The sequence below is a fragment of the Pseudomonas sp. 22085 genome (genome assembly GCF_052045815.1).
GTDB lineage: Bacteria > Pseudomonadota > Gammaproteobacteria > Pseudomonadales > Pseudomonadaceae > Aquipseudomonas > Aquipseudomonas glycinae.
Genome location: NZ_JBQEQA010000011.1, coordinates 48,950 through 63,337, shown reverse-complemented (window position 1 = coordinate 63,337; position 14,388 = coordinate 48,950). Strand labels below are relative to the sequence as shown.

At 59.0% G+C, this 14,388-nt stretch carries 15 protein-coding genes; 11 read left to right on the top strand and 4 right to left on the bottom strand.

Features of this window, described 5'->3' with window-relative positions; all coding sequences use genetic code 11:
• The first annotated feature begins 99 nt into the window (after window positions 1-99).
• The 5 genes from sucC (at window position 100) to ACTJK7_RS15240 (ending at window position 5,082) form a co-directional block, all read left to right on the top strand.
• Complete coding sequence (gene sucC / locus ACTJK7_RS15260) at window positions 100-1,266, top strand: ADP-forming succinate--CoA ligase subunit beta (RefSeq protein WP_007959029.1); 1,167 nt, start codon at window positions 100-102, stop codon at window positions 1,264-1,266.
• Complete coding sequence (gene sucD / locus ACTJK7_RS15255; protein WP_007959025.1) at window positions 1,266-2,150, top strand: succinate--CoA ligase subunit alpha; 885 nt, start codon at window positions 1,266-1,268, stop codon at window positions 2,148-2,150. The genes sucC and sucD overlap by 1 nt, the downstream gene beginning before the upstream one ends.
• A 328-nt stretch (window positions 2,151-2,478) precedes the next feature.
• The gene (gene brnQ, locus ACTJK7_RS15250; protein WP_039769790.1) at window positions 2,479-3,792 is read left to right on the top strand and encodes a branched-chain amino acid transport system II carrier protein; all 1,314 of its coding nucleotides are present in this window, start codon (window positions 2,479-2,481) and stop codon (window positions 3,790-3,792) included.
• A 151-nt stretch (window positions 3,793-3,943) separates the two neighbouring features.
• On the top strand, window positions 3,944-4,681 hold the full coding sequence (locus tag ACTJK7_RS15245) for a DUF599 domain-containing protein (protein ID WP_011333121.1): 738 nt from the start codon (window positions 3,944-3,946) through the stop codon (window positions 4,679-4,681).
• A complete protein-coding gene (locus tag ACTJK7_RS15240; RefSeq protein WP_064378658.1) occupies window positions 4,681-5,082 on the top strand; it encodes an MAPEG family protein in 402 nt (133 codons plus the stop codon). Before ACTJK7_RS15245 ends, ACTJK7_RS15240 begins: the two co-directional genes overlap by 1 nt.
• A 77-nt stretch (window positions 5,083-5,159) precedes the next feature.
• Here ACTJK7_RS15240 and ACTJK7_RS15235 read toward each other — a convergent pair whose 3' ends face one another.
• On the bottom strand, window positions 5,160-5,396 hold the full coding sequence (locus tag ACTJK7_RS15235; protein ID WP_440780968.1) for a hypothetical protein: 237 nt from the start codon (window positions 5,394-5,396) through the stop codon (window positions 5,160-5,162).
• A 158-nt stretch (window positions 5,397-5,554) separates the two neighbouring features.
• Between ACTJK7_RS15235 and ACTJK7_RS15230 the strand changes: the two genes are divergently transcribed.
• From ACTJK7_RS15230 to ACTJK7_RS15215, 4 genes are all read left to right on the top strand, one after another.
• Window positions 5,555-6,031, top strand: coding sequence for a PaaI family thioesterase (locus ACTJK7_RS15230; RefSeq protein ID WP_440780969.1), 477 nt, complete (start codon window positions 5,555-5,557; stop codon window positions 6,029-6,031).
• Window positions 6,028-6,480: a PaaI family thioesterase gene (locus ACTJK7_RS15225; RefSeq protein WP_440780970.1), complete on the top strand. Its 453-nt coding sequence runs from the start codon at window positions 6,028-6,030 to the stop codon at window positions 6,478-6,480. Before ACTJK7_RS15230 ends, ACTJK7_RS15225 begins: the two co-directional genes overlap by 4 nt.
• 81 nt (window positions 6,481-6,561) lie before the next feature.
• Window positions 6,562-8,466, top strand: a complete 1,905-nt coding sequence (gene htpG, locus ACTJK7_RS15220; protein ID WP_440780972.1) for a molecular chaperone HtpG — start codon at window positions 6,562-6,564, stop codon at window positions 8,464-8,466.
• Window positions 8,467-8,534: 68 nt separating this feature from the next.
• Entirely contained in the window at window positions 8,535-9,263 is a 729-nt protein-coding gene (locus ACTJK7_RS15215) for a dienelactone hydrolase family protein (protein WP_440780973.1), read from the top strand.
• Between the two features lie 41 nt (window positions 9,264-9,304).
• On the opposite strand, the gene ACTJK7_RS15210 is transcribed toward ACTJK7_RS15215, so the two are convergent.
• Window positions 9,305-10,195, bottom strand: a complete 891-nt coding sequence (locus ACTJK7_RS15210) for a pirin family protein (RefSeq protein WP_323151277.1) — start codon at window positions 10,193-10,195, stop codon at window positions 9,305-9,307.
• 61 nt (window positions 10,196-10,256) lie between these two features.
• Window positions 10,257-10,673, bottom strand: coding sequence for an OsmC family protein (locus ACTJK7_RS15205; RefSeq protein ID WP_007959010.1), 417 nt, complete (start codon window positions 10,671-10,673; stop codon window positions 10,257-10,259).
• 147 nt (window positions 10,674-10,820) lie between these two features.
• Here ACTJK7_RS15205 and ACTJK7_RS15200 point away from each other — a divergent pair, with 147 nt between their 5' ends.
• Both ACTJK7_RS15200 and ACTJK7_RS15195 read left to right on the top strand, forming a co-directional pair.
• Window positions 10,821-11,858, top strand: a complete 1,038-nt coding sequence (locus tag ACTJK7_RS15200) for an amidohydrolase family protein (protein ID WP_371915548.1) — start codon at window positions 10,821-10,823, stop codon at window positions 11,856-11,858.
• 130 nt (window positions 11,859-11,988) lie between these two features.
• On the top strand, window positions 11,989-13,614 hold the full coding sequence (locus ACTJK7_RS15195; RefSeq protein ID WP_440780974.1) for a methyl-accepting chemotaxis protein: 1,626 nt from the start codon (window positions 11,989-11,991) through the stop codon (window positions 13,612-13,614).
• Between the two features lie 53 nt (window positions 13,615-13,667).
• On the opposite strand, the gene ACTJK7_RS15190 is transcribed toward ACTJK7_RS15195, so the two are convergent.
• Window positions 13,668-14,381: a DUF3108 domain-containing protein gene (locus tag ACTJK7_RS15190; RefSeq protein ID WP_007950391.1), complete on the bottom strand. Its 714-nt coding sequence runs from the start codon at window positions 14,379-14,381 to the stop codon at window positions 13,668-13,670.
• Between the last annotated feature and the right edge of the window lie 7 nt (window positions 14,382-14,388).

Sequence of the window (14,388 nt, the reverse complement as noted above, 5' to 3'; positions counted from 1 at the left end):
GTATCCGGAAAAGCTACGCAAGCAGCAGTCACAGGTGGCGCGGCACTCATAAAGAGCGCAGCGCCGAATGCGCAGTACCTAACGAAGACGGTAAAAAGCATGAATCTTCACGAGTATCAGGGTAAGCAGCTGTTCGCTGAATACGGCCTGCCAGTTTCCACTGGTTTCGCAGTAGACACCCCGGAAGCAGCAGCAGAAGCTTGCGACAAAATCGGCGGCAACGAGTGGGTTGTCAAAGCCCAGGTTCACGCCGGTGGTCGCGGTAAAGCGGGCGGCGTCAAGCTGGTTCGCAGCAAAGAAGACGCCAAAGCCTTCGCACAGCAGTGGCTGGGCAAGCGTCTGGTGACTTACCAGACTGACGCCAACGGCCAGCCAGTCACCAAGATCCTGGTTGAATCGTGCACTGATATCGCTAAAGAGCTGTACCTGGGCGCTGTCGTTGACCGTTCGAGCCGTCGCATCGTGTTCATGGCTTCCACCGAAGGTGGCGTGGACATCGAGAAAATCGCTCACGACACTCCAGAAAAAATTCTGAAAGCCACTATCGATCCACTGGTTGGCGCTCAGCCATTCCAGGGTCGCGAGCTGGCATTCCAGCTGGGTCTGGAAGGCAAGCAGGTTGCTCAGTTCGCCAAGATCTTCGTAGGTCTGGCCAAGCTGTTCAAGGATCACGACCTGGCTCTGCTGGAAGTGAACCCGCTGGTGATCAAGGCTGACGGCGATCTGCACTGCCTGGACGCCAAGATCAACATCGACGCCAACGCAATGTACCGTCAGCCAAAGCTGAAGACTTTCCACGATCCGTCGCAGGACGATCCGCGCGAAGCGCACGCTGCCAAGTTCGAACTGAACTACGTAGCGCTGGAAGGCAACATCGGCTGCATGGTGAACGGTGCCGGCCTGGCCATGGGTACCATGGACATCGTCAACCTGCACGGCGGCAAGCCAGCCAACTTCCTCGACGTAGGTGGTGGTGCTACCAAAGAACGCGTAACCGAAGCTTTCAAAATCATTCTGTCCGACAGCAATGTCGCTGCAGTACTGGTTAACATCTTCGGCGGCATCGTTCGTTGCGACATGATTGCCGAAGGCATCATCGGTGCAGTGAAAGAAGTCGGCGTGAAAATCCCGGTTGTTGTTCGTCTTGAAGGCAACAACGCTGAACTGGGCGCTAAAGTACTGGCAGAAAGCGGTTTGAACATCATCGCTGCTACCAGCCTGACCGACGCTGCTCAACAAGTCGTTAAAGCTGCGGAGGGCAAGTAATGAGCGTCCTGATCAATAAAGACACCAAAGTAATCTGCCAGGGCTTCACCGGTGCGCAGGGTACTTTCCACTCCGAACAAGCCATTGCCTACGGCACCAAAATGGTTGGCGGCGTGACGCCAGGCAAAGGTGGCACCACTCACCTGAACCTGCCAGTGTTCAACACCGTGAAAGAAGCTGTAGAAGCCACTGGCGCCACCGCCAGCGTCATCTACGTTCCGGCTCCTTTCTGCAAGGACTCGATCCTGGAAGCAGCTTTCGGCGGCATCAAGCTGATCGTCTGCATCACCGAAGGCATTCCTACCCTGGACATGCTGGACGCCAAAGTTAAGTGCGACGAGCTGGGTGTTACCCTGATCGGCCCTAACTGCCCAGGCGTGATCACCCCAGGCGAATGCAAGATCGGCATCATGCCAGGTCACATTCACTTGCCAGGCAAGGTCGGTATCGTTTCCCGTTCCGGCACCCTGACCTACGAAGCTGTGAAGCAGACTACTGACGCCGGTTTCGGTCAGTCGACTTGCGTCGGCATCGGTGGTGACCCGATCCCGGGTTCGAACTTCATCGACATCCTGAAGCTGTTCCAGGAAGACCCGAAGACCGAAGCGATCGTCATGATCGGCGAGATCGGCGGTTCGGCTGAAGAAGAAGCGGCTGCCTACATCAAGGCACACGTGACCAAGCCGGTTGTTTCCTACATCGCTGGTGTGACTGCTCCTCCGGGCAAGCGCATGGGCCATGCTGGCGCAATCATCTCCGGCGGCAAAGGCACTGCAGACGAGAAATTCGCTGCTCTGCAAGACGCAGGCGTGAAAACCGTGCGTTCGCTGGCAGACATCGGCAAGGCCCTGGCCGAGCTGACTGGCTGGGAAGTGAAGAAGTAAGCTTCGGCTGACTTCTCTGCTCCAGCAACAGAGGCCACCTTCGGGTGGCCTTTGTCGTTTCTGGGGTTCGGGTGGACGATGGCAATTTATAAGCACTCACCCAATAACATGCAAAAACGCGACACGGAAACGTCGCGTATCGGATAGTTCGCCCTCGAACAGTGCGTTTGTCAGGCAAATTCGTTAGGCTAGCCGCCATTTTGCGTCTGCCGCCCACAAGGCATGCAACGCGCTAAACGGGTCAGTCTTATACGGATTGACAGCATTTCCCTCACCCCACAGGGAAATCCCCCTCTAAATTCCGATTCAGTAGTGTGGTATTTCCTTAATGAAAGTTTTGAAAGGTCAGGACATCCTGGCACTTGGTTTTATGACATTCGCCCTGTTCGTCGGGGCCGGCAACATCATCTTCCCGCCTATCGTCGGTTTGCAGTCCGGGCCTAACGTCTGGATCGCGGCGCTGGGCTTCCTGATCACGGCAGTCGGTCTGCCGGTGGTCACCGTGGTTGCACTGGCCAAGGTCGGTGGCGCAATGGACGCCCTGAGCAGCCCGATCGGCAAGATTGCCGGCGGCGTGCTGGCAGCGGCTTGCTATCTCGCGGTGGGCCCGTTGTTCGCGACCCCGCGTACCGCGACCGTCTCCTTTGAAGTAGGTCTGGCACCGTTGACCGGTGAGAGCCCGCTGGCACTGTTCCTCTACAGTTCGGTGTACTTCCTGCTGGTGTTCTTCATTTCGCTCTACCCCGGGCGTCTGCTGGACACCGTCGGTCGCTTCCTCGCGCCCCTGAAGATCATTGCCCTGGCCGTGCTCGGCATCGCCGCGTTCGCGCTGCCGGCCGGTGACATCGGCGTAGCCACCCCGGAATACGTCGCGGCACCGTTCTCGCAAGGGTTCATCAATGGTTACCTGACCATGGATACCCTCGGTGCGCTGGTGTTCGGCATCGTCATCGTCAACGCGATCCGCTCCCGTGGCGTCGAGTCGCCGGCGCTGATTACCCGTTACGCGATCATCGCCGGGCTGATTGCCGGTGTCGGTCTGGCGCTGGTGTATGTCAGCCTGTTCCGTCTGGGTTCCGGCAGCCACGAAGTCGCTGCGGGCGCGACCAACGGCGCCGCGGTGCTGCACGCTTACGTGCAACACACCTTCGGTTCGCTGGGCAGTGGTTTCCTAGCCGTGCTGATTTCCCTGGCGTGCCTGGTGACGGCGGTTGGCCTGACCTGCGCCTGTGCCGAATACTTCAGCCGCGTATTGCCGCTGTCCTACAAGACTCTGGTGATCATCCTGGCGGCGTTCTCGCTGCTGGTGTCCAACCTGGGCCTGACCAAGCTGATCGCGTTCTCGATCCCGGTGCTGACTGCGATCTACCCGCCGTGCATCGTGCTGGTGGCCCTGAGCTTCTGCGCCGCGTTCTGGCATGAGCAGAGCCGCATCATGGGCCCGGTGATGCTGGTGTCGTTCGTGTTCGGCACCATCGATGCGCTGAAAGGTGCGGGCCTGGCTGACTGGATGCCATCGCAACTGGCCCACCTGCCGCTGAGCGAGCAAGGTCTGGCGTGGCTGGTGCCGTGCGTGATGACTCTGGTGGTTGCCGTGGTTTGCGACCGCCTGCTGGGCAAGCGCGCCGAAGCACTCGCCTAAGATTGCCGGGCCGCCACAAGCGGCTCCCGAGCGATTAAACAGAAATGCCCCGTATCAATCGATACGGGGCATTTTTTATGGGCTTCAGGCAGTGTCTTTTTCCCCCGGCTAACGTCGAAGTGGAGCCGAAATCTTCATCACAGGGAATTGCATGTCGTTCATCCAAGCCAACCTGATCCATCTGCTGGCCGCGCTCTGGTTTGTCATCTGCTGGGGCGGTTACACCCGTTATGCCACCTGGAAGGGCCGTGACACGGCGTGCCTGGCCAGCGTGCTGCACCTGTACCGCGAAGACTGGATGCGCCGCATGCTGCTGCGTGACAACCGTATTGCCGACGCCAGCGTAATCGGCAATCTTGAACGCAACGCCTCGTTCTTCGCCTCCAGCACACTGATTATCCTGGCGGGCATCCTGACCGTGCTCGGTGCTTCCGAGCGCGCGGTGTCGCTGCTGGCAGACATTCCGATGGTGCAACAGGCCTCGCAGGGGATGTCGGAGATCAAGTTGCTGTGCCTGGCGCTGGTGTTCGTCTATGCCTTCTTCACCTTCAGCTGGTGCATGCGCCAATACAACTTCGCCGCCATTCTGGTCGGCTCGGCCCCGATGATCGGTGAGCGGCAGGTCTCGGAGCAGGAGCGCAAGGCGTTCGCCTCGCGGGCGGCGCGGGTGATTTCGATGGCGGCCAACCAGTTCAACTTCGGTCTGCGCTCCTATTACTTCGGGATGAGCATGCTGGCGTGGTTCGTCAGCCCGTGGTTGTTCATGTTGATGAGCGCAGGCGTGGTGCTGGTGTTGTATCGCCGGGAGTTTCATTCCGACGTGCTCGATGTAATGGTCTATACCCCTACAGAGGCGCCATTGCCCGAAGCGAACAAAGAGGCTGCTTGATGAGTATTCCGTTCTGGTGTGTGTTTATCAGTGCATTGTTGATCTACGTGGCGCGTATGCCGGTCGGCAAGGCCATGAAAGAGCAGGGCGGTTACAACAACCACTTGCCGCGTCAGCAGCAGGCGCAACTCACCGGTTATGGGGCCCGGGCGCTGGCGGCACATCAGAACAGCATCGAAGCCTTCGCCCTGTTTGCCGTTGGTGTGCTGATGGCACACACCACGCAGACGGCGGGATGGCTGATCGATACACTGGCGATCATCTTTGTGATCTCACGGATTTTCTATCTGTGGTTCTACCTGGCGGATATTCCCAAGCTGCGCAGTCTGGTCTGGCTGGTCGGCTTAGTGTGTTCATTGTTGCTGATGATTAGTCCGACTTTTAGAACCGTCTTGCTCTAAGCCGGCATGGGCAAAAAATCACAGGCAAAAGAAAACCCGCACTTGGCGGGTTTTCTTTTTGGCCAGCGAGAAGCGGCTTATTGCTTCTTGGCAGCTTCTTCTTGCGCTGCAGCGCTCGATTCGGCCTGATCTTTGGCGGCTTCGGCATTTTCTTTCGCCGCGTCGTTCACTTTATCCTGAGCTTCGTTCATTTTCTGCTGAGCTTGTTCAGCATGTTGGTTGGCATCTTGAGCTTTGTCCTCGGATTTTTTATCGCAGGCAGCGAGACCGAGGGAAGCGGTCAACATCAAGGCAATAGCTAAAGTCTTACGCATGGGGTGTTTCTCCTTATGGAAAATAACTACTGGCCTTAAGAACTCGCGCCCAAGGGTTAAGTTCCTCATTTGTTTCAGATATATAAGTTTGTTTTGCAATGGAACTTTTGCTGTTCTTTCCACTACCGGGAACAGCGACTAACAAGAGTAATTATCAAATGGCCGAAAACCCCGTTTTTGAGCGTGCGACACGGTTTCTCTCGGCCCTGCGTCACTGTCAGGTACTGGGATTGAAAGTGCACAGCGCCAGCCACGAAGGCCTGACGGTGGTGCTGCCGTACAGTACGCAGATCGTCGGCAACCCGCTGACCGGCGTGGTCCACGGCGGGGCGATCACTTCGCTGATGGACACTGCATGCGGCATGTCGACCCTGTGCGTGCTGCCGGAATTCGAAGTCTGCCCGACCCTCGATCTGCGCATCGACTACATGCACGCCGCCGAGCCACATAAAGACGTGTATGGCTTCGCCCAATGTTATCGAGTCACCACCGATGTGATCTTCGCTCGCGGTTTTGCCTATCAGGATGATCCCGAGCAGCCGATTGCCCATGTCGTCGGCACCTTCATGCGCATGGGCAAAGGCCTTAAAGGCACGAAAGGCTTTGGTGGCGCGATCAAGGGAGAAAGCCCATGAGCGACGACTTCAAGCAGCAACTGCAAGAGGCACACGCAAAGGGAGACTATGCGCCGCTGCTGAAGCTGATTCCCTATGCCGGGCTGATTGGTGTCGAGTGTTCGCGGGTCGGTGATGACTTGCTGTTCAAGCTGCCCGCGAACAAGGACAACATTGGTAACCCTTTATTGCCGGCGATTCATGGCGGGGTGATTGCCGGGTTCATGGAACTGTCCGCCGCTCTGCACCTGCTGATTTTCACTGGCGCGCCCGGTGTGCCGAAGATTATCGATTTCTCCCTCGATTACCTGCGGGCCGGGCAATTTCGCGACACCTGGGCCCGGTGTCAGGTCTGCCGCCAGGGCCGGCGGGTGGCCAACGTCGCGGTCACGGCCTGGCAAAGCACCGAAAGTGAACCGGTCGCGACCGCCCGCGCGCATTTCAAAATCGATGAGCCCTTGAAATCCTGAAGCACGCCCCCAACTCACAGAACAACCCGCCGCCGACCGGCAAGGTCGCGGCCAATGCCATCTGATTGGAGTTTGATGACCATGAGTGTGGAAACTCAAAAGGAAACCCTGGGCTTCCAGACCGAGGTGAAGCAACTGCTGCACCTCATGATCCATTCGCTGTATTCCAACAAGGAAATCTTCCTTCGCGAATTGATCTCGAACGCCTCTGACGCCGTCGACAAATTGCGCTTCGAAGCCCTGGCAAAGCCTGAGTTGCTCGAAGGTGGCGATGAACTGAAAATCCGTGTGAGCTTCGACAAGGACGCCAAGACCGTCACCCTCGAAGACAACGGCATCGGCATGAACCGTGACGATGTGATCACCCACCTGGGTACCATCGCCAAATCCGGCACCGCCGATTTCATGAAAAACCTGTCCGGCGATCAGAAAAAGGATTCGCACCTGATCGGTCAGTTCGGCGTGGGTTTCTACTCGGCCTTCATCGTTGCTGACAAAGTTGACGTGTACAGCCGTCGCGCCGGCACCGCCGCCAGCGAAGGCGTGCACTGGTCGTCGAAAGGCGAGGGCGAATTCGAAGTCGCCACCATCGACAAACCGGACCGCGGCACCCGCATCGTCCTGCACCTGAAATCCGGTGAAGACGAGTTTGCCGATGGCTGGCGCCTGCGCAACATCATCAAGAAGTACTCCGACCACATCGCGCTGCCGATCGAGCTGCCGAAAGAAGTGGCCGCGGCCGAAGGTGAAGAGAAGCCTGAAGTTGAATGGGAAACCGTCAACCGCGCCAGCGCCCTGTGGACCCGTCCTCGCACCGAAGTCAAGGACGAGGAATATCAGGAGTTCTACAAACACATCGCCCACGACTTCGAAAACCCGCTGTCGTGGAGTCACAACAAGGTTGAAGGCAAGCTCGAGTACAGCTCGCTGCTGTATGTGCCGGCCCGCGCACCGTTCGATCTGTACCAGCGTGAAGCGCCGAAAGGCCTGAAGCTGTACGTGCAGCGCGTGTTCGTGATGGATCAGGCCGAGTCCTTCCTGCCGCTGTACCTGCGCTTCATCAAGGGCGTGGTCGATTCCAACGACCTGTCGCTGAACGTGTCGCGGGAAATCCTGCAGAAAGACCCTATCATCGACTCGATGAAGTCGGCGCTGACCAAGCGTGTTCTGGACATGCTGGAAAAACTGGCGAAGAACGAGCCTGAGCAATACAAGGGCTTCTGGAAAAACTTCGGTCAGGTCATGAAAGAAGGCCCGGCAGAAGATTTCGCCAACAAGGAAAAAATTGCCGGTCTGCTGCGTTTCGCATCGACCAACGGCACCGATGGCGAGCAGATCGTCGGTCTGGCCGAGTACCTGGCGCGCGCCAAGGAAGGTCAGGACAAGATCTACTACCTCACCGGCGAAACCTACGCGCAGGTCAAGAACAGCCCGCACCTGGAAGTCTTCCGCAAGAAAGGCATCGAAGTGCTGCTGCTGACCGACCGTATCGACGAGTGGCTGATGAGCTACCTCAGCGAATTCGACGGCAAGAGCTTTGTCGACGTCGCGCGCGGTGACCTGGACCTGGGCAACCTGGACTCGGAAGAGGACAAGAAGGCCGCAGAAGAAGTCGCCAAGTCGAAAGAAGGTCTGGTCGAGCGTCTGAAAACCGCACTGGGCGATTCCGTTGCCGAAGTCCGGGTTTCCCATCGCCTGACCGATTCGCCGGCCATTCTGGCCATCGGCGAGCAGGACCTGGGTCTGCAAATGCGTCAGATCCTCGAGGCCAGCGGGCAGAAGGTGCCGGATTCGAAGCCGATCTTCGAATTCAACCCGAAACATCTGCTGATCGAAAAGCTCGACAAAGAGGCCAGCGAAGATCGCTTCAGCGACCTGGCGCACATCCTCTTCGACCAGGCCGCCCTGGCGGCGGGCGACAGCTTGAAAGACCCGGCCGCTTACGTGAGCCGTCTGAACAAGCTGCTGGTTGAGCTGTCGGCCTGATCAAGCTGTAGAAAAACCCGCTTCGGCGGGTTTTTTCATTCTGGAATTCAACCAATCTGGAGTCAGAAATGAGCCAAGTCACTGTACGTTCCGTGGTCTATCAGATTGACGGCCAGCCTTATGAAGGTTGCCTGGCATTTGACGCCGAGCACAAGGGCGCGCGTCCGGGCCTGCTGATGGCGCCGAACTGGATGGGTGTCAGCGCTGGCGCTGAAGAGATCGCCAAATCGGTGGCGGCCAAGGGTTATGTGGTGCTGATCGCTGACGTATACGGCCAGGCCGTGCGTCCGCAGAACGCTGATGAGGCCGGTGCGGCGATGATGCCACTGAAGAATGATCGTGCGCTGCTGCGCAAGCGTATGCAGGCCGCATTCGAACAATTGCAGAAGCAGGGCGAAGCGTCGGTCGATACCTCGAAACTGGCGGTGTTCGGTTTCTGCTTCGGCGGCTGCTGTGCGCTGGATCTGGCTCGCACCGGTGCCTCGGTGAAAGCGGCGGTGTCGTTCCACGGCACCCTGGATTCGCCGAATCCGGCGGACGCCAAGAACATCAAGGGCTCGGTGCTGGTGCTGCACGGCGCTTCCGATCCGCTGGTGCCGAAAGAGCAGTTGCCGGCATTCGAAGACGAGATGAACGCTGCTGGTGTGGACTGGCAGTTGCTGAGCTACGGCGGCGCGGTGCACTCGTTCACCGATCCGCACGCCAATGTGCCGGGCAAGATGATGTACGACGCGAAGATCGCAGCGCGTGCGTTCAAGTCGATGCATGATTTGCTGGAAGAGGTGTTCAAGGGCTGAATCGGCTGACACACTCCCACGCCTGGCGTGGGAGTGTTGCTTTACAGCGGTGTCGGCTCGCTGCGCGATTTAGGCAGCTCGATCCGCTCGACTTCCCCCGGCACCGTAGGCCAGTCCCCGGCCGCCCACTTGCGCCGCGCCTCATCGATCGCCGCCGGATCGCTCGCGACAAAGTTCCAGTTGATCCGCCGTGGCCCGTCCAGTGGCGCACCACCGAACAACACCGCGTGGCTGTCGCTTTCGGCGAACAGGCTCATCTCTTCCCCGGCCGGCAACACTACCAGCGCATGGGGTTCGACCGCTTCGCCATTCAATTGCACATCACCACTCAACACGTACAGCGCCCGCTCTTCATGCTCGGTCGGGATCAGCAGTGTGGTCGCGGTTTGCATCTTCAATTCGGCATACAGCGTAGGAGAAAGCACCGGCACCGGCGATTCCAGGCAAAAGCCTGACCCGGCGATCATGCGGATCTGTACACCGAGGTTATCGCTGACCGGCAAGGTCGAGGCCGGGTGGTGGCTGTAATGCCCCGGGCCTTGTTCGTGATCCTTGGGCGAGGCGAGCCAGATTTGCAGGCCGTGCATCTTGAAGCATTGTTCCCACAGCGGTTCGGGCGTGCGCTCGACGTGAGCGATCGCCGTGCCGGCAGTCATCCAGCTGACATCGCCGGCGCTGACCACCTGATCCGAACCCAGGCTGTCCTTGTGCTGGATCTGCCCGTCGAACAAATACGTAAGGGTCGACAGACCGATGTGCGGATGCTGTCGGATGTTCATGCCTTTGCCCGCCGGATAAACCGTTTCGAGCATGTGATCGAAAAACACGAAAGGCCCGACGCTGCGGCATTTGGCTGACGGCAGCGGGCGCAAGATCGGCTGGCCTTCGACGTCTTCGGCGCGCGGGCGGATGATCAGGGGTTGGGTGTCCATAGTCCATTCCAGGCTGGGCGGGTGATGCGTGGAGCATAACCCGCCGGTGTCGTCGGGGTGATTACTGGCTGTCGAAGCCGACGGGGGCGTGGGTTTCGATGGTGACTTCGCTGGTGGTCATCAGCTTGTGGATCGGGCAGCGGTCGGCAACACGCAGCAGTTCTTCGCGCTGGGCATCGGTGAGCACGCCCTTCAGGGTAAGGGTCACGTGCAAGGCGTACTTGCCTTTCTGTTCCTGGCTGTTGTCGCGTTTGACCTCAACGCCGACGCCGGTCAGCGGGATGTCCTTTTTCTTCGCGTACAGCTTCAGGGTCAGAGCCTTGCAGGCACCGAGGGCGGCGTCGAAGTAATCGTGCGGCTCGGGAGCCGAGCCTTCACCGCCGGCAGTCGTCGGGACATCGGCAAACAGCTCATGCTCATCGATCTGAACGGTGTGGCGAAAACCCTCGGCGGACACGGTATTGACGGTAACGGTCATGTGAACCTCGCAAGCTGTAGGAAAAGGGATTCGATCAAAAAAGACCTTGCAGGTATAGAGCATTTCCCACACAGGCGCGTTCCACTTTCTTGCCGGGTGAACCCTCGTTGCCCGGCGAGGGTCTAGGCTATGCCTGTCTGCCGGAGAATGCTTGTGTCCGTGTTTCGTTTGAGCCTTGCCGTCCTGATGGTTTTCACCGGCGCCGCCAGCGCCCGGGAATACACCTACAGTGACGCGCACCTGCATTACGTGGATTTTTTCCAGGAAACTGCCGGCATGCCGAAATTGCTCACGGCCATGAAGGAAAACTCCATTGAGCACGTGATGATTTCCGGCATTCCCGTGGCGAAGAAATGGCACGAAGACGAGCCGAAGCGCCCGCGTTATTACGCTGGCGATGATGCCGATGCCTATTGGTACAGCGCGACGGACGTGATCGTCGCCGACGCGGTGCAGAAGCTCACGCCGGAGCAGCGCCAGTCCTTTCACCCGTTTCTTTCAGGCTTCAACCCCAACGACAAGAACTCCGCCGCGCACATCCAGCGCATGCTCGATCTGTATCCCGGCTTGTGGCAGGGCATCGGCGAGGTCTTCACCCGTCACGACGATCTCACGGCACTCACCTCCGGCGACACGCCACGCGCCAATAATGAAGCCATGACCCGCATCTATCACCTGGCCGCCGAAAACGATCTGCCGGTGATGCTGCATTCCAACATCACCTCCAAGCGTGAGAAGAATCCGCTGTACCTGAAGGAAATCGAAGAGCCGCTGCGTAATCATCCGCACACCCGGTTCATTTGGGCCCATGCCGGCACCAGTGCCGAGATCCATCGTCATCAGACAAAGCTGGATTTTCTGCTGCCGACCCTGACGCGAATGCTGGAGACATACCCGAACCTGTTCATTGATCTGTCGTGGAGCCTGCTGACGCCTTATCTGCTGGATGAAAAGGAACAGCCGCGAGCCGAGTGGGTGCAACTGGTGGAGCGCTATCCGGATCGCTTCATGATTGGTTCGGACGTGGTCGGGCGATTCAACAAACTCGGTAAGGAAATTCATAGCTTCAAGCCGTTTCTCGACGCCTTGCCTGAGGCAGTCGCGAAAAAAGTCGCACGGGACAACTTCCTGGCGATCTTGCCGCGAACAGCGCTCAAGTCCGGTCAACCTGCGCTGAATCGTTAATGCCGACGGTTCGTAGGATCAAGGCCTTTTGATATCGCGTTTTGGTCTTACGCATTTTTTAAAAGGGCCGATACCTTCTAGAGCAACCAGCTGCAGGGTTGATGCAGCGCTTTTGGAAGGAACCAGAGCAATGAGTATCCGTAGTCTCAATATTGCACCCCGGGCCGGGCTGGGTTTTGGCGTGCTGGCGCTGATGGTGTTTGCCCTTGGGGCGTTCGCACTGTTGCAGATGTCGAACATGCGCGCGCAGTCCGACGAGGTCGACAACAACTGGTTGCCCAGCGTGATGGCGGTGGGCGAGATGAGCCAGGACATGCTGCGCCTGCGCGCGTTGACCATGCGCCTGTTGCTCAATCGCGATCCGCAGGCGCTGGATCAGAACGTGGCCAAGCTCAATGATTTGCGCGGTGTGCTGAGTGAAGCCCAGCAACGTTACGACATCTTGATCGCATTGCCCGAAGAGCGCGCGCTGTTCGACCGCTTCAAGGTCGCCGAACACAAGTATCTGGAGTTTCAGGCACAGGTGATGACCTTGTCTGCTCAGGGACGAGTGGAAGAGGCGGCCGCCATTCTCAATGGGCAAATGAGCCCGCTGGCGGATGAAATTGCAGTGACCCTGCGTGAACTGGTCGAGTTGAACAAGCACAACGCCAATCTGGCCACTGAGGCCGCACGTTTGGTGTTCACTAACTCGCGGGTGTGGGTCGGGGTGATGATCGGCATCACCGCGCTGATTACCATCGCCCTGGCGTTGTTGCTGACCCGCAGCATCGTGCTGCCGCTGTCGCAATCACTCAGTGTTGCGGAAGTGGTGGCCGGTGGCGACCTGACCGGGGATATCAGCATTTCCGGCAAGGACGAACCGGCGCGGCTGCTGCATGCGCTCAAGAGCATGCAGCACAACCTGCGCGACACTATCCGCCAGATCTCGGAGTCCTCCAGTCAACTGGCCTCGGCTTCGGAAGAATTGAGCTGTGTTACCGAAGACGCCACGCGGGGGCTGCACCAGCAGAGTCTGGAAATTGAACAGGCGGCCACGGCGGTCAATCAGATGACCGCTGCCGTGGAAGAGGTGGCGAGCAATGCCGTCGCGACTTCCGAGGCCTCCCGTGAATCAGATCGAATTGCCCAGCATGGTCGCGAGCAGGTCCAGCAGACCGTGTCGTCCATCGAGCTGCTGGCGGACGATGTCACGGCGAATGCCACGCAGGTGGAAGATCTGGCGCAGAAGGTCTACAGCATCAGCAAGGTGCTGGATGTGATCCGCTCGATTGCCGAGCAGACCAATCTGCTGGCGTTGAACGCGGCGATCGAGGCCGCGCGGGCGGGGGATGCCGGACGGGGTTTTGCGGTGGTGGCGGACGAAGTGCGGGCGCTGGCCCATCGCACTCAGCAGTCGACCCAGGAAATCGAGCAGATGATCGGCGGCATCCAGCAGGGCACTGATTCGGCGGTCAGCTCGATGCAGCAGAGCAACGTCCGGGCGCGCTCGACGCTGGAGCTGGCGAAGGCCGCCGGCGTTGCGCTGGAGGAAATCGCTTCGGCATTCACCTTGATCAACGAGCGCAATCTGGTGATCGCCAGTGCGTCGGAAGAGCAGGCCGCCGTGGCGCGGGAGGTTGACCGCAATCTGATGAATATCCGTGACCTGGCGATGCAGACCTCGGCGGGGGCCAATCAGACCAGCGCCGCGAGCCAGGAGTTGTCGCGGCTGGCGGTGGACCTGAACAGCATGGTCGCCAGGTTCTCGGTCTGATCAGCGTTCGACAGGCGAAAAAAAGCCCCGCATTTGCGGGGCTTTTCGTTGGATCAGCTGCCTTTGACCGTCTTGCCGTTGACCGTGCCGTCGAGGAGCATGATGTTGTACTCCTTGCCGTCGGTTTCGACCTGTTGCAGGCGAACCAGCAGGTAATCCCAGTCCTTGGCGAACCACAGGACGGTGATGCGCTTGCTTTGTGTCGGGTCGCGAACGCGCTCGACCTTGATCGCATCGATCTGGCCGGCCTTGGTTTCGACTTTCTCCGAGCCCAGCACGCGGAAGTCGTAGGTATCGACTTCGCCATCATCGACCACCTGATAGCTCATGCTTTTCTTGCCGGCGGCCACGTCATGCTGCAGCGCCAGTTGATAGGTGGATTTGTCGACCATGCCGCGGTTGAGCGGGATTTTCACCGCGTCGCCGCGGTCGGTGCCGGTCACCAGCTTGTTGGCCCAGTCGAAGTCCAGGTCAGCCTTTTTCGCCTTGCCCAGACCACCGCGTTCAAAGTGGTAGGACTGTGGCAGCAGGGTGTCCTTGTCCAGGGTCAGGGTGCTTTCCTCGGACAGGCTGGCAATCATCATCGAGGCTTTGAAGCTGAGCTTCCAGACGCCGTTGGCCTGTTTGGTCAGGCTGCGCTCGGCAGTGCCGCTCATGGGCAGCTGTTTCCAGTCGGCGGTGTAGCTGGCGGAGAACGGTTGAAGGTCTGCCGCCTGCGCGAAGGGCAGGGCGAGCAGAGCGCAAGCGAAGAGCAGGGCGCGACGCATAATATCT

Coding starts and splice junctions, on each gene's coding strand:
- ACTJK7_RS15245 (WP_011333121.1), top strand. CDS start 3,944: ATGTCGTTCATCCAAGCCAACCTGATCCATCTGCTGGCCGCGCTCTGG.
- ACTJK7_RS15240 (WP_064378658.1), top strand. CDS start 4,681: ATGAGTATTCCGTTCTGGTGTGTGTTTATCAGTGCATTGTTGATCTAC.
- ACTJK7_RS15205 (WP_007959010.1), bottom strand. CDS start 10,673: ATGACCGTTACCGTCAATACCGTGTCCGCCGAGGGTTTTCGCCACACC.
- ACTJK7_RS15210 (WP_323151277.1), bottom strand. CDS start 10,195: ATGGACACCCAACCCCTGATCATCCGCCCGCGCGCCGAAGACGTCGAA.
- ACTJK7_RS15190 (WP_007950391.1), bottom strand. CDS start 14,381: ATGCGTCGCGCCCTGCTCTTCGCTTGCGCTCTGCTCGCCCTGCCCTTC.
- sucD (WP_007959025.1), top strand. CDS start 1,266: ATGAGCGTCCTGATCAATAAAGACACCAAAGTAATCTGCCAGGGCTTC.
- ACTJK7_RS15235 (WP_440780968.1), bottom strand. CDS start 5,396: ATGCGTAAGACTTTAGCTATTGCCTTGATGTTGACCGCTTCCCTCGGT.
- ACTJK7_RS15215 (WP_440780973.1), top strand. CDS start 8,535: ATGAGCCAAGTCACTGTACGTTCCGTGGTCTATCAGATTGACGGCCAG.
- htpG (WP_440780972.1), top strand. CDS start 6,562: ATGAGTGTGGAAACTCAAAAGGAAACCCTGGGCTTCCAGACCGAGGTG.
- ACTJK7_RS15200 (WP_371915548.1), top strand. CDS start 10,821: ATGCTTGTGTCCGTGTTTCGTTTGAGCCTTGCCGTCCTGATGGTTTTC.
- ACTJK7_RS15195 (WP_440780974.1), top strand. CDS start 11,989: ATGAGTATCCGTAGTCTCAATATTGCACCCCGGGCCGGGCTGGGTTTT.
- sucC (WP_007959029.1), top strand. CDS start 100: ATGAATCTTCACGAGTATCAGGGTAAGCAGCTGTTCGCTGAATACGGC.
- brnQ (WP_039769790.1), top strand. CDS start 2,479: ATGAAAGTTTTGAAAGGTCAGGACATCCTGGCACTTGGTTTTATGACA.
- ACTJK7_RS15230 (WP_440780969.1), top strand. CDS start 5,555: ATGGCCGAAAACCCCGTTTTTGAGCGTGCGACACGGTTTCTCTCGGCC.
- ACTJK7_RS15225 (WP_440780970.1), top strand. CDS start 6,028: ATGAGCGACGACTTCAAGCAGCAACTGCAAGAGGCACACGCAAAGGGA.